At 71.3% G+C, this 19,363-nt stretch carries 13 protein-coding genes and 3 pseudogenes; 11 read left to right on the top strand and 5 right to left on the bottom strand.

The window, feature by feature from the left end; all coding sequences use genetic code 11:
• Window positions 1–65 precede the first annotated feature (65 nt).
• From ACFRAV_RS10740 to ACFRAV_RS10715, 6 genes and pseudogenes are all read left to right on the top strand, one after another.
• Window positions 66–1,739, top strand: coding sequence for an MFS transporter (locus ACFRAV_RS10740; RefSeq protein WP_382553614.1), 1,674 nt, complete (start codon window positions 66–68; stop codon window positions 1,737–1,739).
• Between the two features lie 206 nt (window positions 1,740–1,945).
• Entirely contained in the window at window positions 1,946–2,341 is a 396-nt protein-coding gene (locus tag ACFRAV_RS10735) for a cell division protein SepF (protein WP_351113318.1), read from the top strand.
• Between the two features lie 120 nt (window positions 2,342–2,461).
• On the top strand, window positions 2,462–3,673 hold the full coding sequence (locus ACFRAV_RS10730) for an AAA family ATPase (protein WP_382553610.1): 1,212 nt from the start codon (window positions 2,462–2,464) through the stop codon (window positions 3,671–3,673).
• Window positions 3,670–4,002, top strand: a complete 333-nt coding sequence (locus ACFRAV_RS10725; protein ID WP_382553608.1) for a nucleotide pyrophosphohydrolase — start codon at window positions 3,670–3,672, stop codon at window positions 4,000–4,002. The genes ACFRAV_RS10730 and ACFRAV_RS10725 overlap by 4 nt, the downstream gene beginning before the upstream one ends.
• 219 nt (window positions 4,003–4,221) lie before the next feature.
• A pseudogene (locus ACFRAV_RS10720) lies at window positions 4,222–4,653 on the top strand (DUF6099 family protein); the annotation flags it as partial.
• Window positions 4,654–4,835: 182 nt separating this feature from the next.
• The gene (locus ACFRAV_RS10715; RefSeq protein WP_382553606.1) at window positions 4,836–5,429 is read left to right on the top strand and encodes a helix-turn-helix domain-containing protein; all 594 of its coding nucleotides are present in this window, start codon (window positions 4,836–4,838) and stop codon (window positions 5,427–5,429) included.
• A 137-nt stretch (window positions 5,430–5,566) separates the two neighbouring features.
• Here ACFRAV_RS10715 and ACFRAV_RS10710 read toward each other — a convergent pair whose 3' ends face one another.
• The gene (locus tag ACFRAV_RS10710) at window positions 5,567–6,604 is read right to left on the bottom strand and encodes an SMP-30/gluconolactonase/LRE family protein (RefSeq protein WP_382553605.1); all 1,038 of its coding nucleotides are present in this window, start codon (window positions 6,602–6,604) and stop codon (window positions 5,567–5,569) included.
• A gap of 209 nt (window positions 6,605–6,813) precedes the next feature.
• Here ACFRAV_RS10710 and ACFRAV_RS10705 point away from each other — a divergent pair, with 209 nt between their 5' ends.
• A complete protein-coding gene (locus ACFRAV_RS10705; protein ID WP_382553603.1) occupies window positions 6,814–8,667 on the top strand; it encodes a flavin-containing monooxygenase in 1,854 nt (617 codons plus the stop codon).
• Here ACFRAV_RS10705 and ACFRAV_RS10700 read toward each other — a convergent pair.
• Entirely contained in the window at window positions 8,651–9,043 is a 393-nt protein-coding gene (locus ACFRAV_RS10700; RefSeq protein ID WP_382553601.1) for a VOC family protein, read from the bottom strand. The genes ACFRAV_RS10705 and ACFRAV_RS10700 overlap by 17 nt on opposite strands.
• Window positions 9,044–9,126: 83 nt before the next feature.
• Between ACFRAV_RS10700 and ACFRAV_RS10695 the strand changes: the two are divergent.
• Both ACFRAV_RS10695 and ACFRAV_RS10690 read left to right on the top strand, forming a co-directional pair.
• Window positions 9,127–10,059, top strand: a pseudogene (locus ACFRAV_RS10695) (helix-turn-helix transcriptional regulator); the annotation flags it as partial.
• Window positions 10,060–10,101: 42 nt separating this feature from the next.
• Window positions 10,102–10,365 (top strand): annotated as a pseudogene (locus tag ACFRAV_RS10690) (transposase); the annotation flags it as partial.
• 1,132 nt (window positions 10,366–11,497) lie between these two features.
• Here the strand turns inward: ACFRAV_RS10690 and ACFRAV_RS10685 are convergent.
• Complete coding sequence (locus ACFRAV_RS10685) at window positions 11,498–14,878, bottom strand: RHS repeat-associated core domain-containing protein (RefSeq protein WP_382553599.1); 3,381 nt, start codon at window positions 14,876–14,878, stop codon at window positions 11,498–11,500.
• Window positions 14,879–15,366: 488 nt separating this feature from the next.
• On the opposite strand from ACFRAV_RS10685, the gene ACFRAV_RS10680 reads away from it, so the two are divergent.
• Window positions 15,367–16,193, top strand: a protein-coding gene (locus ACFRAV_RS10680; RefSeq protein ID WP_382553673.1) for an IS5 family transposase whose coding sequence is annotated in 2 segments (ribosomal slippage) — window positions 15,367–15,706 and window positions 15,706–16,193 — 828 coding nt in all. Because the reading frame shifts where the segments join, the coding sequence is not laid out codon by codon here.
• A gap of 8 nt (window positions 16,194–16,201) precedes the next feature.
• On the top strand, window positions 16,202–16,525 hold the full coding sequence (locus ACFRAV_RS10675) for a hypothetical protein (RefSeq protein ID WP_382553596.1): 324 nt from the start codon (window positions 16,202–16,204) through the stop codon (window positions 16,523–16,525).
• A gap of 152 nt (window positions 16,526–16,677) precedes the next feature.
• On the opposite strand, the gene ACFRAV_RS10670 is transcribed toward ACFRAV_RS10675, so the two are convergent.
• Window positions 16,678–18,108 carry an amino acid permease gene (locus ACFRAV_RS10670; protein WP_382553593.1) on the bottom strand — a complete coding sequence of 477 codons (1,431 nt, stop codon included), beginning with the start codon at window positions 18,106–18,108 and terminating at the stop codon, window positions 16,678–16,680.
• Between the two features lie 234 nt (window positions 18,109–18,342).
• A complete protein-coding gene (gene argF / locus ACFRAV_RS10665) occupies window positions 18,343–19,353 on the bottom strand; it encodes an ornithine carbamoyltransferase (RefSeq protein WP_382553590.1) in 1,011 nt (336 codons plus the stop codon).
• Window positions 19,354–19,363: the final 10 nt, after the last annotated feature.

The following is a 19,363-nucleotide window of genomic DNA, read 5'->3' as shown; positions in this document are numbered from 1 at the left end:
CCGCCCGCCTGCCGCGCCCGGGCGGTGTCCGTGGCGTCCCCTCGTAGACAAGGCTCGATTCCCCCATGGCATCCACTCCCGTGGACTCCTCCCCGGCGGCCGCCACGCGCGCCCCGCACCGGGGCAACCCCTGGCTCGCCCTGATCGCGGTGTCGTTCGGTCTGCTGATGGTGCAGCTCGACGGCTCCGTCGTGGCCATCGCCAACCCGGCCATCGGCCGCGACCTCGGCGCCAGCACCTCGGAACTCCAGTGGGTGACCAACTCCTACCTGCTGGCCCTCGCCGCCTCGATGATCCTCGGCGGCAAACTCGGCGACCGCTTCGGCCGACGCCGCCACTACCTGGCCGGCATCGCCGGCTTCGTCGTCACCTCGGTGGCCATCGGCCTGTCCGACAGCATCGGGACGGTCATCCTCTTCCGTGCCCTGCAGGGCCTGTGCGGCGGCATCCTGATGCCCAACACCCTGGGCATCCTGCGCTCGGCCTTCGAACCCCGCCGGTTCCCCGTCGCGGTCGGCATCTGGGGCATGGTCTCCGCCGTCTCCACCTCCCTCGGCCCGATCGTCGGTGGCCTGCTCGTGGAGAACGTCGGCTGGCAGTGGGTCTTCCACCTCAACGCCCCCATCGGCGTCGTGGCGTTGCTCTTCTCGGCGCGGGTGCTGACCGAGTCGAAGAACTCCACCGGCGGGCACCGGTTCGACGTCGCGGGCGTGGTCCTGCTGGCCGCCGGTCTGCTCGCCCTCGTGTACGGCATCGTCAAGGGCGAGACCTGGGGCTGGGACTCCGCCGGCACCCTCGGCCTGCTCGCGGCGGGCCTGGCGGTCCTGGTGCTGTTCGGCTGGTACGAGACCCGTCAGGAACACCCGCTGCTGCCGATGCGCCTGTTCCGCGACCGCTCGCTGACCGTCGGCGCGGTGATGACGGTGCTGAACTTCTTCGTGATGCTCGGCGGCATCTTCTTCATCATGCTGTACCTGCAGAACGTCCGCGGCTACACGCCGGTGGAGGCCGGTGTCGCCACCCTGCCCATGTCGCTGGCCTCCCTGGTCGCCTCCCCGCTCGGGGCGCAGCTGAGCCGGCGGCCGGGTGCGCGGGTCGCGGTGCCGACCGGCCTGCTGCTGTCGGCCGTCGCGATGTTCTCCATGCTGACCTGGACCGTCGACTCGTCCTACGCCACCATGTGGGTCCCCTGCATCGCCATGGGGCTGGGTGTGGGGATCGTGCTGCCCGCCACCGCGGACACCATCATCGGCAACGCACCGGTGAGGGACGGCGGCGTCGCCTCGGGCCTGCAGTCCACCATGCTGCAGATCGGTGGCGCCCTGGGCACCTCGGTGCTCGTCTCCGTCATCGGCGGCAGGGTCGGCTCCTCGCTCTTCGGCGAACTCACCTCCGCCGGCGTGCCGCAGGCCGTCGCGCACGGCCTGCGGCACGCGGAGGACGCGGTCACCATGGGCATCGCGCCCGTCTCACCCGAGATGCCCGCAGGGCTGAGGGCCGCGGTCGTCGAAGGCGCGGGCCAGGCCTTCGTCAACGGCCTGCACGCCGCGGTGGTCGTCACCGGCGTCCTGTGCGTCCTCGGCGCGATCGCCGCCGCCGTCGGAATCCGACCCCGCGTGACGCGACATCAGGCCCCGCAGACCGAGGCCGAGACCGGGACTGCGGCGGATCAGCAAACGGGCGCGCCCGGACTCCCCGCACGGGAGCAGACCGTGACGACCGGCCCCGCGCCGAGCTGACCAGGCACGACGCCACGCCGACCGTGCGCCCCGGAGCGAATCTCCGGGGTGCACGGCCGTATCCGGGTCCGGCCGCCGCCGGTGGCCGGGGCGCGATCGCAAGAACCGTCCCGTCCGTTCCGCGCGTCGGTTCGGCCGAACGGGTGAGCGCGCGCCACAATGGATCCGGAACGACCATCCGGACATGACGCGGGGGACCGACGGTGATGAGCAGGCGCAGGCACGACGTCACCGACGAACAGTGGGAAGGCCTGGCCGAGGTCGTCCCGCTGCGGGGCAGGGACGCGTGGCCCTCCCAGGTGGACCACCGAGCCCTCCCGGTGGAGGCCGCCGAACCACGCCGCCGCTTCGTCGTGCTCCGGGTGAACGTGTTCGCCGACGCCCGTGAGGTCGCCGAGACCCTGATGGCCGGCGCCCCCGTCCTGCTGGACCTCTCCGGGGCCGAGAGCGACGTCGCCAAACGCGTCCTCGACTTCTCCACCGGCGTGGTGTTCGGCCTCGGCGCCTCCATGCACCGCGTCGACCGGAACGTCTTCCTGTGCACCCCGAACGGCGTCGAGGTCCAGGGCCTGATGGAAGGCCTCGGCGGCCCGCGGCCGTAGCCGCCCTTCCCGCTCCCAGCAGGGGTGATGCCACCGGCGGCGCTGACCGCATCCCCCGATCGTAGGAAGCCGGACCGGGCGGAACGGTTCGCCGCCGCGGCTCCCGCCTACGGTCCGGGCATGACCGTGTCCAGGCCGTCAGACGTCCCGTCCCCCTCCCCGGTCCCGCACGACGCGGAGGCGGCGCGGGTCCCCGCGCAGCGCGCCGTCGCCGGCCGGGCCCGGGTCACCGAACTGCGGCTGTCCGCGTTCGCCTCGCACCGGCGGCTGCGCGTCCCGCTGGACGCCCCGTTCACCCTGGTCGCCGGACCGAGCGGCAGCGGCAAGTCCGGTGTGCTGCGCGCCTACGAGGCGCTGGCCCGGCTGGCCGCCGGGGCGGAACTCAAGGAGGCGTTCCCCGACGCGCTCTCCTGCGTCCCGGACCGCGCCCGCCCCGACGAGCAGGGACGCCGCGGCTTCCGCATCGGCTGCACCGCGGACGGGCCCGAGGGACCGGTCCGGCTCGACGTCGCCGTGCAGGTCGAGCCCGAACTGCGCATCGTGGGCGAGCGGTTGAGCAGCGAAGGGCTGGTCCTGCTGGAGACCGCCCTGCGCGACCCGGGCCGCCGCGCCGTGCAGGCGGCCTGGCACACCGCCGGCGCCGCTCCGGTCACCCGCGCCCCGCTCCCCGACGACCGGCTCGGCACGGCCCTGCTGCCGCTGCGGGTCGCCGGGAAGACCGAGGGGCAGCGCCGGGTGCTCACGGCCGCCGAGCAGATGGTGGTCGCGCTGCGGTCGGTGTTCGTCTGCGACCCGCGCCCCGCGCGGATGCGTTCGGCCGTGCCGCTGGGCACCGGGCGGCTGCTGCGCGGCTGCGACAACCTCGCCGACGTCCTGTTCCGCACCCGGTCCGAGTGCGGGCGGCGGCACGCGCTGCTGGTCGCCGCGGTCCGCGCCGGCTGCGCGGGCCCGGTGGCCGACCTGTTCGCCGAGCGGACCACCGACGGCCGGGTACGCGCCCTGCTCGACCGCGGCGACGGCGCCCGCACCGACCTCGCCCGCCTCGGCGACGGCGAACTGCGGTACATCGCACTGGCGTTGGTGCTGCTCACCGGGCCGGGCGTGCTGGAGGTGGACACCGTCGACGTGCCGGAGGCATTCCAGACGCTCACCGTTCTCGCCGACGGCTTCGGGCAGGGGCTCGACGCCCGGCAGCGCCGCGAACTGCTGGCCCTGGCGGCCCGGATGTGCGAGCGCGGACACATCCGGCTGGTGGGCGCGGTCAACGACCTGTCCTGGGTGGAAGGCGAGGACGGCGGCGAGTCGGCACGGGTGGTAGACCTGGCCCCATGACTGGAGATCGTGAACTCGCCGCGCTGCAGCGGCGGCTGACCGAGTTCGCCGCCGCACGCCGCTGGGAGCCGTTCCACACCCCCAAGAACCTGGCGGCCGCGCTCAGCGTGGAGGCGTCCGAACTGCTGGAGATCTTCCAGTGGCTGACGCCCGAGCAGTCGGCGCGGGTGATGGAGGACCCGGAGAAGGCGCACCGGGTGGAGGACGAGGTCGCGGACGTGCTCGCCTACCTGCTGCAACTGTGCGCGGCGCTCGGCGTGGACCCGTTGTCGGCGCTGGATGCGAAGATCGGACGGAACGAGAAGAGGTTCCCCGTACCGGGGGCGTGAAGCCGCGTGCGGCGGGCGCGGGCCGGTGGCGGGGACCGGGGTCGCCGGCGCCGTCGCGGCGGCGCCTTCACTCTCCGGAGTTGTGGAGCGGGCCGTTCCCGCAGAGTTTTCCACAGATTTCCGGCATGGTCTGGCGTAACCGTGCCCGACCCTTCACTCTGGGTAGTGGAATCGATACGGCGTGCGCGGGGGCACGCGGAGCGAAACGGGGCGGCGTGGATGGACGCGGTGCGACTCATCGAGGCGGGCAGACGCGCGCTGGCGGTCAGCGAGGAACCCAAGGCCGTGGTGGCCGAGGTCTGGCAGGCGCATGCGCTGGCCCAGGCGGTCGGCAGCCGCCTGGCCGTCAACGGACCACCGGAGCTGCGCGGTGAGGCGATAGGCCTGGCCGAGCTGGCGGGGCGGGGCTGCGGGGTGCTCGGCCAGGCCCCCTTCGGCGCCGAACACCTGCGGGCGGCCCGGCTCAGCTCGCTCGGGGACCCCTCCGAGGTGCTGGAACAGCTCGGCGAGCTGCTGTCCGAGGCGGGCATAGCCATGATCGGCCTCGCCCCCGCGGCAGCCGACGACGACACGTACTGGCAGTGCATGGAGGCGATCGACGCCGCCGACGAGTCCCGCGACCGCGTCCTGCAGATGATCCGCCGCCTGTCCCCGGACGGCGCGTTCACGGGAAGCGGCGCAGGGGGAGGCGGACCCGGACCCGGGAGAGGTGGGCGCGGAGGAGGCGGATCCGGGGGAGGCGGGTCCGCACGCGGCGCGGGCCGAGGGGAGCCTGCCGCCCCGGGAAACGGTGAGGCCCAAGGCGGTGCGGCCCGCCCGGTTACCCTTCCGGGGTGACGCGACCATCCATGCCGGAGGAGCGAAGACCCGCCAACCAGGGGCCGCTGGCCGCCGCCCGCAACCGCGCCGCCCTGATCGCCGCCGCCCGCGAGGTCTACGCGGCCCAGGGTCTGGACGCCCCGCTCTCAGCGATCGCCCGCCGGGCCGGCGTCGGCCAGGGCAGCCTGTACCGCCACTTCCCCGACCGGGCCGCGGTGGCCTCCGCAGTCCTGGAGGAGAACGTCCGGCAGATCGAGCGGGCGGCCGCCGCCGAGGACGCCACGTTCGCCGGCGTGCTCGGCGTGCTGACCTGGCACCTGAGCGAGTCCGCCGCCTTCATCGACCTGCTGCGCGCCGACGGTGCCTCCACCTGCCGCACCGAGGGCCGCGCCTGCGCCCTCGCACTGGCGGGCCGGGTGGAGCGCGCCGTGGGGCGGAGCCTGCCGTCCGGCCCCCGGCCCGCGGCGGCGGAGGAGATCATGCTGGCCGTGGCCATGGTCTCCGGCGCCGTCACCGGCCTCACCCGCGAGGAGCGGGAGCGCCGGGCGCTGGCGGCCTGGCGGCTGCTCGGCCTCGAGGTGGGACCGGTGCGGCCCTTCGAGGGCTGAGCCTGCCGGAGCGCGCACCACTTCGCCCCGCGCTCCGGCGTTCCCCCTCGCACCGACCGGGACCCGCCCCGCGCGGCAAGGGCCGGCTCCCTCCGACGGGCCGGCTCCCGCCAACGGGCCGGCCCCGCCGACAGGTGTCAGCCGCCGTTGGACTGCCGGATGCCCTCGGCGAGCGCCTCGAAGGTGTAGACGTACCCCCCGGCGGGCCCGCTCACCGTCATGTAGGCCTTCCTGCCGCCGGGCGCGATCGCCACGTTGGTGGCCGACTCCAGCCCCCGCGCGTCGGCGGCGGGGATCTCGACGGTCGCCAGGCGCTCGCCGTCGCGGTCGTACACCGCCATCGCGGGGCGACCGTGCAGGGCCTGGTACAGGTTGCCGTCCGCGTCCACGGCGATCGAGTCGGTCTGCGCGACGCCGCCGTCGACCCGGACGGCGGTGTGCCGGGAGGCCACCCCTCCCTTGCCGTCCAGGAGGAAGTACGAGATCCGGTTCTCCGTCAGCTCGCTGACCCACAGGCCGCGGTACTTCTCGTCGAAGGAGATGCCGTTGGTCGCCGCCATCCCGTCGGCCAGGACGGTGGCCTCCTTCGTCGCGTGGTCGATCCGCACCACGCGGCCCTGCGCCTTGCCCTGCCGGTAACCGCGGGAGTCGCTGACGTACAGGTTGCCCTCCGGGTCGAAGGCCAGGTCGTCCGGGTTCATCGGCGCCCCGTCGACCTCGCCGGAGAAGAAGGTCCGCGGGTCGCCGCCGTCGGGGGCGAGGCTCACGATCCGGCCGGTGGCGAAGTCGGTGAGGTAGAGCCGCCCGTCGTGCGGGCCGAACTGTGCCGAGGTGTAGGCGCCGGTGCCGTCGGTGTGGAGCCCCTCGGAGGTCTTCCTCCGGACGTCGACGCGTATCACCTTCGGCTCGCCCTCGGGCGCGGTGACGTCCACGACGACCAGCCGGCCGGCCTCGTCGAAGGTGGGTCCCTCCAGCAGCGTCATCCCGGTCCGTTCGTGCACCTCGGTGAGCCGCATGAGCTTCTTGGCGGGCAGCGTGCGACCCGAGGCGGCGGCCGCCGTCCGGTCGCCGGGGGAGACGTACGACGAGGCGGGGGTCGTGCCGCACCCGGCGAGGGCGGCGAGCAGGCCGGCGGCGGCGAACCCGGCGAGGCACCGGATCGGGAAGCGTTGCATGAGGGCCTTCCTGTCCGGCACGGTCCCGGCCCGGGTCCGGACCGTGCCGGTCCGGTGCGGTCGCCGTGCCCTCACTGGGGGAACCGGACAGCGTTGTCCGGTAGGGGGTACGGTAGCGGACGTCCGACCTCCGGGTTCGGGGAAGCGCTTCCCCGCGCATCTCAAGTCGGCTCATTCGTAACGGACTTCACAGAATCGAGGGTGCCCGTATGACGACTCGTCAGGACCCGTCCCCGCAGGAGCTCGCCCGGCTGAGGGAGCGTTACCGGCAGGAGCGCGAGCGGCGGATCAGGCCCGACGGTGCGAGCCAGTACCGGGGCGCCGACGCGGCGTCCGGCCACTGGGCGGCCGACCCCTGGGCGGGCGGCCCGGCCGAGCGGGAGCCGGTGCGCGACACGGTGGACGTCGCCGTCGTGGGCGGCGGCTTCGGCGGCATCCTCGCCGGGGCCCGCCTGCGCGGGCAGGGCGTGGAGCGCGTGAGGATCGTCGACAAGGGCGGCGACTTCGGCGGCACCTGGTACTGGAACCGCTACCCGGGCGTCCACTGCGACATCGAGTCCCACGTGTACCTGCCGATGCTCGACGAGACCGGGTACGTGCCGGAGTGGAAGTACGCTCCGGGCGAGGAGATCCGGCGGCACGCCGTACGCATCGCGGAACGCTTCGGCCTCCACGACGAGGCCCTGTTCTCCACCGAGGTCACCTCCCTCACCTGGGACGAGGACGCCGAGGTGTGGATCGTGGCCACCGACCGGGGCGACGCGTTCCGGGCGACGTACGTGGTCACCGCCACCGGCACGCTCTCCGAGCCGAAGCTGCCCGCCCTGCCGGGCGTCGAGACCTTCGCGGGCCACACCTTCCACACCTCGCGCTGGGACTACGCCTACACCGGCGGCGGCCCCGACGGCGGCATGACAGGTTTGGCGGGCAAGCGGGTCGGCGTGGTCGGCACCGGCGCCACCGGCGTGCAGGTCGTCCCCATGCTGGCCGAGGACGCCGGCCACGTGTACGTCTTCCAGCGCACCCCCTCGACGGTGGACGTGCGCGGCAACCGCCGCACCGCCGCCGAGGACGTCGGCGCCGGCCGGGACGGGTGGGCGCGCGAGCGGCGGGAGAACTTCCTGCGGGTGGTCTCCGGCGAGCCCGTCGAGCAGGACCTCGTCGCGGACCGCTGGACGCAGTCGGCTGCCCTCCTGGAGAAGCTGCTGCCGAGCTTCCGCCGCCAGGGCGACCGGGGGGCGTTCGAAGCCGCCTACGAGGTGGCCGACGCGGCCAAGATGAACGAGATACGCGCCCGCGTCGAGCAGGCCGTCGCCGACCCGGACACCGCGGAGAAGCTCAAGCCCTGGTACCGGTACGCCTGCAAGCGCCCCACCTTCTCCGACCTGTACTACCCGGCGTTCAACCGCGACAACGTCACCCTGGTGGACACCGCGGACACCCACGGCATCGAGCGGGTCACCGCGAGCGGCGTGGTGGTCGGCGGCCAGGAGTACGCCCTGGACTGCCTGGTCTTCGCCACGGGCTTCTCCGTCGGCGTCTCCGGGATCCTCTCCGGCAGGCTCGCCGTCCAGGGCCGCGGCGGCGCCCAGCTGCTGCACCTCTGGGCGGCCCAGGGGCCGCGCACGCTGCACGGCTTCACCAGTCACGGCTTCCCCAACCTGCTCCAGATGGGCTCGCTGCAGAACGCCGCCGGCGTCAACTTCACCCATGTCCTCGACGAGCAGGCCGTGCACGCCGCCGCGCTGGTGGCGGCGGCCGAGGCGGAGGGCGCCCTGATCGAGCCGCCCCGGGAGGCCGAGGACGACTGGCTCGCCCTGCTGGCGAAGGAAGGGCCGGACCACGAGTGGTTCCACGCGGAGTGCACCCCCGGCTACTACAACCGTGAGGGGAAGGGCCGCCCGAACGGCCCGTCCGCCTACCCGCACGGGGCGGTGGCCTTCCACGAGTTGCTCCGCCGCTGGCGCGAGGAGTCCCTGGGACAGGTCCTCCGCCCCCGCACCTCCCCGTCGGCCCCCGGGACCCCCCTGACCCCTCAGGTACGGGTCAGGCGAACGTGGTGATGCAGAACGGATGGCCGGCCGGGTCGAGGAGGACCCGCCAGCGGTCCGGCTGCGGCTGCGAGCCGGGCTCGACGGCGCCCAGGGCGAGGAGGCGGGCCTGGGCGGCGTCGAGGTCGTCGACGCCGAGTTCGAGGTGCGCCTGCTTCTCCTGGACGGGGTCCGGCCAGGTGGGACGCCGGTAGTCGGCCAGGCGGTTGAAGCCGAGTCCGGGCGCCCCCTCCTCGCCCAGCAGGACGAAGTCCTCGCTCTCGTAGCCGACGGGAAGCCCGAGGGCCTGCCCGTAGAAGTGGGCCAGTTCGGCGGGGTCGGGGCAGTCGAAGGTGACGGCGGCGAAGCGGACGGCGGGTACGGAAGTCTCTGGGGTGCTCGTGTTCATGGCTGGGACGGTACGACGGGACCAGGACAGGTTCAGTCCTGGATGCGTTCTGCCGCGCGGCCTGGTGCGGGAGACTTCGCGATGTGATCAGCACTTCGGCCCGCCTGCTGCGTCTGGTGTCCCTGCTGTCCGCCAGACCGTCCTGGACCTGTGGCGAACTGGCCGAACGGATGGCGGTCACCGGACGCACCGTGCGCCGGGACGTCGCCAGGCTCCGGGAGCTCGGCTACGGGATCGAGTCCGACCCCGGTCCCTGGGGCGGGTACCGCCTGCGGCCCGGCAACCGGGTACCGCCCCTGGTGCTCGACGACGAGGAGGCGCTGGCGGTGGCCGTCGGGCTGCGGGAGGCGGCGTACAGCGGCGTCCTCGGCGGGGACCAGGCAGCGCTGTCGGCGCTGCTGAAGCTGCGGCAGGTCCTCCCACCGCGGGTCGCGGAGCGGCTCGGCGAGATGGACGCGGCCTTCGTCCACACGCCTCGGCCCGACGAGCCGCAGATCACCCCCGGCACACTGCGTGAACTGGCCAACGCCTGCCGCGGCGCCGAGCGGGCCGACCTGGCGTACCGGGACAGGAACGGCAGGACCACCCTGCGGGAGGTCGACCCGTACCGCCTCGTGCACACCGGGCGCCGCTGGTACTTCGTCGCCCGCGACGTGGCGCGGGACGAGTGGCGGACCTTCCGGGCCGACCGGGTGGTGCGGATACGGCCGATCAGCGGACGGGCGGTGGAACTCGCCGACCCGCCGGACCCCGCGCTGCTCGTCTCCCGGTCGATCGCGGCCGGCGCCTACCCCTGCACGGTGACCGTCCGTCTCCCGCTGCCCATGGACCGCGCGCTGCGGCTGGTCCCGCCCACGGTCGGCGCCCACCGCCCCGACGGCCCCGACGCCACCGTCGTCGACATCGGCGGTCCTGACGCGGACGGGCTCGCCGCCTACCTGCTCGGCCTGGCCTTCCTTGGCCGCCTGTCGCCCACCGACTTGGTGCGGGACTTGGATGCCGCACTGGCGGAGCTGGTTGGCGAGCTGGGTTCTTCAACGCCGTGGAGCGAGGAATGGGCAGCCGGCATTCCGCTCGCCGTCACCTTGACCGGCGGCAATCGCAACGACGTCACCCAGCTGATCCCTCTTCTCCAGGCCGTGCCGTCGGTGCGGGGCAAGCGCGGCCGGCCCCGGCGCCGCCCGGACGTGGTGCTGGGCGACCGCGGCTACGACCACGACAAGTACCGTCGCCTGGTCTGGGACCTCGGCGTGAAGCCGTTGATCGCCCGCCGCGGCACCGGGCACGGATCCGGCCTGGGCGCCCAACGCTGGGTCGGCGAGTTCCGAGATCGTCGTCACCGCTGTCTCCATTCCTCCGGTGTCCAAGCGCCGTGGTAGCCGGCCAAGCCTTACTGTGCGCGGCCGCCGGCCCGCTGCCGCACTGCACACGCTGGGCAGTCACCCTGAGGTGCGACTAACCAGCAGGGGGTGGCGCAGTGCCAGGGAGTGCAAGTTTTGCGCCGGTGAGGGCCGTCTGCGCAGGCGCGGGCCTGATAGCCGGGGCCGTCGTACACCGCCGGCGTCGACAGCCGGGTCATCGCGGACGTCCCGTCGGACGGCGCCCGCCGGATGAACTTCCGCGTGGTCTCCCCCTGGTGGCGGGTCTCCATCCAGAGGTGGCCGCCGTCCGCGACCATCCCGTCGGTCCATGCCCAGTCGTGGCCTTTGCGGGATTCGATGTGCAGGAACACGATCGGCCCTCGCGGGTCTTCGGCCATGAGGCACACCCGGTCCCTGGGCTGGCGAGCACCTCGGCCGCACGACCCGTGCCGGACCTCGGCTCCGGCCTCCGCAGCCGTGCCGGCCACGAGCACCACAGCCGCAGCAATGACGGTGCCGAGTTCCGCAATCGACGTGCGCATGCACGGCACAACTCGCTGAGCGATGCCGTCGCTACGCTCCTCGGTCGCCGATCACCCGAAAGCTTGCGCCACCGCTTGGCGGCAGGAACGGTCCGGCGTGCGTCTCTGGGCGCCGGACCGTTACCGCAGGCGGCGGCTGATGTGCTAAGCGGTGCCACCGGTGGAGTTCGGGATGCGATCAGGAGCGTGAACGCCGAAGCAGGAAAATCCCGATGGCGATCACCGGTGCCGTCAAAGCGAGGATCGCCACTCGATCAACCCCCATCATTCCTAAGACGAGAGCCAGTCCGGCCCCAGCGGCGACGACGGCTACAGCCGCGCCTTTCATTGCTCTACCATCCGGCGAGGCTCGGCGCGCGGCCCCCTTCACCAACCATTCCTTCGAACGATCCAAATGATCAGAGCCACCAAAACCGCACCTATGATCATAATAGGGATGGCCCATCCTTCTGGGATCCACCACCCCTTTCCCTCGGCGGCGAGTGTGAACATGCGTTCCTCCTCTCGTTGGCTGGGGCAGGCGGGTAAGTGCCCGCCTGCCCCAGGGAACGTCAGGACCAGGCGGAAACGGCCCGGTCCTCGGCGAATGAGCTGGCAGCTTCGCCGATGGCCATGCACGGAACTGCGGCGATGGCCGCGGCGGTCGGGCCAGCGCCCACTGCTGCCACTCCGATGCAGGCAGCCTCAACGGCTGTCCCTACAGCCAGCCCAAAGCCGATCCCAGCGGCCTTGCCCCATTGCCCATCGAGAGCCGCGTTCCACATGGCGCCCACGGAAGCGCCATCGTTGGAGAGGCCGACCGCACTCAACGCGCCGGTGAAAAGACCCATGCCGAGCAACCCGGTGGGGTCGATGCGGTTAACGGGGTCACCTTCGGCGTAGAGGTAGGGGTTCTTCTCCTGGCCGGAGGGGTCGGGGCTGTTGAAGCGGCCGATGTTAGGGTCGTAGTAGCGGGCCGCGTAGTGGTAGAGGCCGGTGGGGTCCTGGTAGCCGCCGGCGAAGCGGTAGGGCTGGGGGACCTGTTCGGTGGTGGCGGCGCGGGTGACGCCGCGGGGGCTGTAGCTGTAGCTGTTCACCTTGGCGCCGGTGTCGTCGGTGAGCGCGACGACGGATCCGAGTGCGTCGGTGAGGTAGTAGTAGCTCTTGCCCCCGGTCGTCATGGAGTTGAGGGTGCCCCCGGGCTCCCGGTTGAAGCCCATGTCCACGCCGCCGGTGGTCTTCGCCGACAGGCCCAGGGGGCCGTTGTGGAAGAAGGTGTCACCGAGACGGATGCGCTCGCTCTGGTCGGTCGAACCGTACTGCCCGGCGTAGGTCGTGCCGCCCACGGTGAGCGAGGTGAGCTGGGAGTAGTCGGACCACTTCTCGGCGGTGCGGGTCGCCTCGGGTGTGGAGGCGCCGGCGGTTTCGTTCCCAAGCTTGTCGTAGGACCAGTTGGTGCTGTCACCGTTCTTCGCGGTGATCTGCTGCGCGTCGTTGACACTGTAGGTGGTGCCGCGGGGGCAACCGGGGTCGACACCTTGGGAGGTCAGGTTGCCAGCCAGGTCGTAGCAGTACTGCCAGGAGGAGTTGAGGGTGGTGCCCTTCTCCTCCTTCGCGTAGTAGAAGCGGCCGGCGCCGTCGTAGCTGTAGCTGGTCTTCATGCCGGTGACGGCGTTGGTACTGGTGCGGATCTTGCTGCCGTCGCCACCCGCGTTGGCACCGGAGTAGGCGTAGGAGTAGGTGAGGTCGACCAACGTGCCCTTCGGTGAGGTCGCCTTGATGCGCTCCGGTCGGGAGGACTCGTCGAGCGTGACCTCCTGGACGGTGCCGCCGGGGTAGGTGGTCTTCTTGCGGACGTCGTTGTTGTTGTACTCGTAGGTGGTGACCTTGCCGGCCGGCGTCTTCAGCTGGGTGAGGTTGTTGACGGCGTCCCAGGTGTAGTCGGTCAGGCCGGCGGGGTCCTCGTAGGTGTCGACGTTGCCGGCTGGCGTGTAGGTGAGGCGGGTCTGGGACCCGTCCTGCAGGGTGCGCACGGTCTCCCGGTTCAGCGGGTCGAAGGCGTAACCGATCACACCAGTCTTGTCGGAGCGCTGCACGAGGTTGCCGTCGCTGTCGTAGTCATAGGTGACGGTGAGGTAGTTGGAGGAGTCGACCTTGACCACACGGTCGCGCTCGTCGTACTCGTACGTGACCGTCACCCCCCGGCCGTCGCGCACCATGAAGGGGCGGCCGAGGTCGTCGTAGGTGTAGGTGGTGACGCCGAGCGGTGCGGGCGGGGTGACCTTGCTCAGGTTGCCCTTGGCGTCGTAAGTGAAGGCGGTGGACACCGACTTCGTGGAGCTCATCTTCGTCGTGGCCTTGCAGCGCTGGCCCTCGAAGCCGCCGCAGGTGGGCGTGGCCGGATTGTAGTCGAACGTCTGCGTGCCACCGCCGGTGCCGGTCACCGCGACGGACTTGGTGTTGCCGGCGGTGTCGTAGGTGTAGTCGGTCTTCTCACCGTCCGGCGTGGTCGTCGTGCCGGGCAGGTCCGCGCCCGCCACCGTCTGGTAGCCGGCGGACGCTGTCGCACCGGTGGGGAGCTCTGCGGAGGTGGGGTTGTTGCGTGAGTCCCAGCCGTAGGTGGTGACGTTGCTGCCGACACCCCCGGTGCCCATCGCGTCGGTCGCCTCGGTGACGTTGTTGTTCGCGTCGTACTTCTTCGAGCGTTCATGACCGAGGGCGTCGGTCACCTTGGTGACCCGGCCGTCGCCGTCGTGCTCGTAGCGGGTGGAGTGCTTCTCGGGGTCGGTGACCGTCGTGGTGCCCGCGTCCGAACGCTGCGCCGCCGAGTAGCTGTAGGTGTAGGTCGGGCCGGTGTGCCCGGAGGCGTCCAGGGCGGTGGCCCGCAGCATCGAGGTCACGCGGTTCTGGTCGTCGTAGGTGAAAACCGTGACCCGCCCCTCCGGCGTGATGATCTTCGTGAGCCGGCGGGAGGAGTCGTACTGGAACTGGGTCGTCTTGGCCTCGGTGTCCGCCGTGCGCACCAGGTTGCCGGAGCTGTCGAGGTCGAAGACGGCGGTGCGGCCGGTGTTGTCCTTGGCCTGCCACTGGCTCGGGTAGGTCTTGACCAGGTCCACCCACCGGCCCGAGCGGGTCTCCGTGACCTTGAAGCCCTTGTGCTCCTCACCCTCGTCGTGCTGGTCGACGGTGATGGCGCCCTTATTGCGGTCGGTGACCTTGGTCAGCGTGCCGTTCGCGTCGTAGGTGTCCTTCGACCCGGACTTGCGGTCGGTCAGCGTGTAGGTGCCGTCGCTGTTCTTCTTCAGGTCCTTCGAGTAGCCCTTCGGCGTGGTGAAGGTCCCGTCGGAGTTCTTGCTGAACCGGACGGTGGCGCCGGTGGCGTCGTAGAAGATCGCCTCGGACGAGTAGAAGAGGTCGAGGTAGCGCTCGTACTCCTGCCACCACGGGTCGGAGACCTTGCCCCACGGAGCGTCGAAGGAGTTGTACGTGCGCGCCAGGCGCAACTTCTGCCCGACGCCCGCGATCTCGAAGTCGGTCGCGGCGAGCATCAGGTTCCCGGTGGACAGGTCGATGCGCGCGACCAGGGAGTCGGTGATTCTGAAGTCGGAGATCTGGTGCCAGGGAACCGCGCCCTGACCTTCCGGCACGTAGCTGAAAGGCGTGATGTCGGTGGAGGGCGAAGCCGTCCTCGAGACGTCGGCCTTCGTGCCGGCGCGGGCCCGTTCCTTCTGCGCCGCCTCCCAGGCTGCCTTGCCCTTGGAGGGCTTGGCCTCGGCCTGCGAGTCTACGGGCTTGTTGGAGCCGACCCTCACCGGCGGCATCTCCAGCCGGTCTGCCTTCTTCCCCCACGCCGACTTCGCTGCCGCGTCGGTCACAGGCGGAGCGGCGACGGCCGGCAGCCCCGCCACCCCCACCGTGAGCACGGTCAGCGCGGCGACCACGCCACGTCTCATGTTCTTCCGGGCACGCCGAAACGGCGTGCCGACGGCACGCGAATGCATGAACCATCCCCCACAGAAGTGACTCCGGCCGGCCCCAGCGGCCACCGGACGCCCCCAGAAGCTGTCACGAGTTCTGCACATGCCGCCGGTCTGTGCCCGCGAATTGATCGAACTCACGGACGAATTCAAGACGCCTCTGCTTCCCAAGGGAGCTCTAAGGAAGGAGGGCCTTCAGTACCGAAGATGGCGACATGTCCCGCACACTGAGTGGTGATGAAGTGACCGAATGTCGATGTCATGAAGTTCGCCTACTTCGCCCCTCACCTGGGCCAAAAAGCCGGACGCGAACACCCTCCAGGCCTCGATGGAGCGCAACCCCGAGGGCACCCGCACGATGATGCGCGAGCTGATCGAGTCCCCGTGCGCTTCAGTCGGCATAGAGGTGGCGCTTAAGAGGTCATCTCATTTGGCTGGTCAGTAGGCTGCGGGCCGTGGTGGGGATTGTTGAGCGGCTGGTGCCGGACGAGTTGTGGGAGCTGTTCCAGCGGGTGGTGCCGGAGGCTCCTTCGCGGCCTCAGGGGGGTGGCCGGCGTCGGCATGGCGACCGGGAGGTGCTGGCGGCGATCGTGTTCGTGGCCACGTCGGGCTGCACGTGGCAGCAGGTGCCGTCCGCGTCGTTCGGACCGTCAGGAGCGACGGCCCACCGGCGTTTCGCCGAGTGGACGAAGGCCAGGGTGTGGGCCAAGCTCTACCGCCTGGTCCTCGACGAACTCGGGGCCCGAGGCGAACTGGACTGGTCCCGCTGCGCGATCGACTCGGTGAACATGCGGGCCTTGAAAAGGGGGACCTGACAGGCCCGAATCCTGTGGACCGGGGTAAGTACGGCTCGAAGATTCACTTGATCACGGAGCGGACCGGTTTACCCATCTCTGTCGGGATCTCGGCGGCGAACCTGCACGACAGCCAGGCCCTGATCCCGCTGGTGAAGGGCATACCGCCGATCCGGTCCCGCCGCGGGACCCGGCGGCGCAAGCCGGGCAAGCTTCACGGCGACAAGGGTTGCGACTACTCTCACCTGCGGCGATGGTTACGCCAGCGTGGTATCACCCACCGCATCGCCCGCAAGGGTGTCGAGTCCTCGCAGCGGCTGGGCTGTCATCGCTGGACCGTCGAACGCACCATGGCCTGGCCTGCCGGCTGCCGACGCCTCCACCGACGCTACGAACGCAAAGCCGACCACTTCCTCGCCTTCACCAGCATCGCCTGCACCCTCATCTGCTACCGAAGGCTCAAGACGACTCCATGGGGTGTGAAAGCTGCGTCATGATGGCCCGCGTGAGTGAAGAGACTGCGCTTGAGGCCGTATCGCGCCTGTACCAAGAGTTCATGGAATGGCCGTTTCCTCCCAGACTGGCTGGAGCGGACCGGGCGGGCTTCGACCTGGTGATGCTGGACTCGGACACCGCAGGCTGCGTTTTCATATGGATCAAGAACGGCGGCGAGCTCGAAGCGCGGGGTCGAAGCATTCTGCTGCGCTGCCTCGCCCGCCTAGACCGGGTCATACCTGTACTCGGCGAAGCTGACGCCCCTGAGTACTGGCACCACCTGCACGAGATGGCTCAACTTGTCGCGGGTTCCCCACACGTAGCCGCCAAATGAGATGACTTCTTAAGCCGGGCCCGGCGGAGCCCCAGCCCCGGCGGGACCCCGGCGACGGCACAGGACCCGCCCCGGCGAAGCCCCCGCGACAGCGAAGGGCCGCCGCTCCGGCTGGGAGCGGCGGCCCTTCGTGGGGGACGGCGGTCGAGGGGTCAGCGCCCGGCGAGGACCGGGGGCTCCTCGGTGGGGCGGGAGCCCAGGACGGAGTGCTTGCGCCCGTACCCGAGGTACAGCGCGAGCCCCGCAGCCAGGAAGACGGCGAACTGCACCCACGTCTCCCAGCCCGTCTCGAACATCAGGTACAGGCAGAACAGCACGCCCAGCACCGGCAGGACCGGACCCAGCGGCACCCGGAACGGCCGCTCCAGCTCCGGCTCGCGGCGGCGCAGCGTGATCACCGCGATGTTCACGGCGGCCATCGCGGCCAGCGTGCCGATGGTGGACAGGTCGATCAGGCCGCCCAGCGGCACGAACGCGGCGACCAGGCTGAAGACCACGCCGATGATCACCGTGCCGGTGACCGGCGTCGAGGTCCTGGGGGAGACCTTCTCGAAGACCCGCGGCATCAGGCCGTCGCGCGACATCGACATCAGGATGCGGCTCTGCCCGTAGGTCACCGCCAGCGTGACCGAGGCGATCGCGACGACCGCGCCGAAGGCGATGACCGCGCCGCCGATGTCCGAGCCGGTGACGGTGTCGACCACGTGGGACAGCGCCGCCGGACGGCTGCCCGCCTCCTCGGAGCCGATGGCGCCGATCGCCGCCAGGGCGACCGCGCAGTACAGGACGGTCACCAGGCCGATGCAGACCAGGATCGCGATCGGCACGTCACGGCGCGGGTTGCGCGACTCCTCGCCGGCCGTGGTGATGGCGTCGAAGCCGATGTAGGAGAAGAAGGCCGCCGAGGTGGCCGCGCCGATGCCCGCCACGCCCTCGGGGGCGAAGGGGCTGAGGTGCCCGTCCTGGAAGGCGGTGAAGCCGACCACGCAGAACACGACCAGGATGACGAGCTTGACGACCGCCATCACCGCCGTGGCCCGGGCGCTCTCCCGGACGCCCCGCACCAGCAGCATCGTGGCCAGGCCGATCAGCACCACGGCGGGCAGGTTGACCAGACCGCCCTCGGTGGGGCCGTGCGAGAGGGCGGCGGGGAGCTGGAGGCCCAGCAGACTGTCGAACAGCTCGTTGACGTACTCGCTCCAGCCGACCGCGACCGCGGAGATGGAGATGCCGTACTCCAGGAGCAGGCACCAGCCGACCAGGAAGGCCCAGGTCTCGCCGAGACCGGCGTAGGCGAAGGAGTACGAGGAGCCGGCCACCGGGATGGCGCCGCCGAGCTCGGCGAAGGAGAAGGCGGTGAAGACGCAGGTGATCGCGGCGAGGACGTAGGAGACGACGACCGCGGGACCGGCCTCGGCGATCGAGTCGGACAGCCCGACGAAGATGCCGGTGCCGACCACGGCGCCTATGCCGAAGCAGATGAGGTGGAAGAGGCTCATCGTCCGCTTCAGACCGTGACCCTCGAGGTCATGGCCGGACTCGGCGATCAGGAGGCGCGACGACTTGACGCGTGGAGCGGGCATACGGGTGGTGCTCGTTTCTCGGTGGTGCGGTACGCGACGGGGTGGGTCGCTGGTCGGACGGCACGGAAGGGATGGTTCCACGCCGCCCGGCGACACGCCCCGCGGCACGACGGCCACGGGGCGTATCAGCAGGTCAGTCAGGTGGTGTGGGGCATGCCGAGCATGCGGGGGACGAGATGACGTCGTCCCGGGCGCCGTGTCACCGGCCGAGCGTCGTGACCGGCCGGGGGCGTGTCACCGGCCGAGTGCGGCGACCATCACGGCCTTGATGGTGTGCAGGCGGTTCTCGGCCTCGTCGAAGACCACGGAGTGCTCCGACTCGAAGACCTCGTCGGTGACCTCCAGCGAGTCCAGGCCGTACTCGGCGTGGATCTGCCGGCCGACCTCGGTGCCGAGGTCGTGGAAGGCGGGCAGGCAGTGCAGGAACCGGACGTCCGGGTTGCCGGTGGCGCGCAGCACGTCCATGGTCACGGCGTACGGCGACAGGGCCGCGATCCGCTCGCCCCACACGTCCTTGGGCTCGCCCATGGAGACCCAGACGTCGGTGGCCACGAAGTCCGCGCCGGAGACGCCCTCGGCGACCTCCTCGGTCAGCGTGACGCGGGCGCCGCTGATCTCGGCCAGCTTGTGGGCGCGGGCGACGATCTCCTCGTCGGGCCAGTAGGAGCGCGGCGCGACGATCCGCACGTCCATGCCGAGCAGGGCACCGGTGACCAGGTAGGAGTTGCCCATGTTGAAGCGGGCGTCGCCCAGGTAGGCGAAGGCGATCTCCTCCAGCGGCTTCGCGCAGTGCTCGGTCATGGTGAGCACGTCGGCGAGCATCTGGGTGGGGTGCCAGTCGTCGGTGAGGCCGTTGAAGACCGGCACGCCGGCGTGCGCGGCGAGCTCCTCCACCTTGGCCTGGCTGTCGCCGCGGTACTCGATGCCGTCGTACATCCGGCCCAGCACCCGGGCGGTGTCCTTCACCGACTCCTTGTGCCCGATCTGCGAGGCGGACGGGTCCAGGAAGGTGGTGGAGGCGCCCTGGTCGGCGGCGGCGACCTCGAACGCGCAGCGGGTGCGCGTCGAGGTCTTCTCGAAGATCAGCGCGATGTTGCGGCCGCGCAGGTAGGGGGTCTCGTTCCCGGCCTTCTTGGCCGCCTTCAGCTCGGCGGCCAGCTCGACCAGGCCGCGGAACTCCTCACGGGTGAAGTCCAGCTCCTTGAGGAAGCTGCGACCGGCGAGGGCGGAGGGGAGGGAAGGCATCACGAGCTCC

It is taken from the genome of Streptomyces sp. NPDC056600 (assembly GCF_042792855.1).
GTDB lineage: Bacteria > Actinomycetota > Actinomycetes > Streptomycetales > Streptomycetaceae > Streptomyces.
This window is presented reverse-complemented; position numbering and strand designations above follow the sequence as displayed.

What these genes read in the sequence shown, in the direction of transcription:
- ACFRAV_RS10740 (WP_382553614.1), top strand. Translation starts at nt 66, where the DNA reads ATGGCATCCACTCCCGTGGACTCCTCCCCGGCGGCCGCCACGCGCGCC.
- ACFRAV_RS10735 (WP_351113318.1), top strand. Translation starts at nt 1,946, where the DNA reads ATGAGCAGGCGCAGGCACGACGTCACCGACGAACAGTGGGAAGGCCTG.
- ACFRAV_RS10730 (WP_382553610.1), top strand. Translation starts at nt 2,462, where the DNA reads ATGACCGTGTCCAGGCCGTCAGACGTCCCGTCCCCCTCCCCGGTCCCG.
- ACFRAV_RS10725 (WP_382553608.1), top strand. Translation starts at nt 3,670, where the DNA reads ATGACTGGAGATCGTGAACTCGCCGCGCTGCAGCGGCGGCTGACCGAG.
- ACFRAV_RS10710 (WP_382553605.1), bottom strand. Translation starts at nt 6,604, where the DNA reads ATGCAACGCTTCCCGATCCGGTGCCTCGCCGGGTTCGCCGCCGCCGGC.
- ACFRAV_RS10705 (WP_382553603.1), top strand. Translation starts at nt 6,814, where the DNA reads ATGACGACTCGTCAGGACCCGTCCCCGCAGGAGCTCGCCCGGCTGAGG.
- ACFRAV_RS10700 (WP_382553601.1), bottom strand. Translation starts at nt 9,043, where the DNA reads ATGAACACGAGCACCCCAGAGACTTCCGTACCCGCCGTCCGCTTCGCC.
- ACFRAV_RS10685 (WP_382553599.1), bottom strand. Translation starts at nt 14,878, where the DNA reads ATGAGACGTGGCGTGGTCGCCGCGCTGACCGTGCTCACGGTGGGGGTG.
- ACFRAV_RS10670 (WP_382553593.1), bottom strand. Translation starts at nt 18,108, where the DNA reads ATGCCCGCTCCACGCGTCAAGTCGTCGCGCCTCCTGATCGCCGAGTCC.
- argF (WP_382553590.1), bottom strand. Translation starts at nt 19,353, where the DNA reads ATGCCTTCCCTCCCCTCCGCCCTCGCCGGTCGCAGCTTCCTCAAGGAG.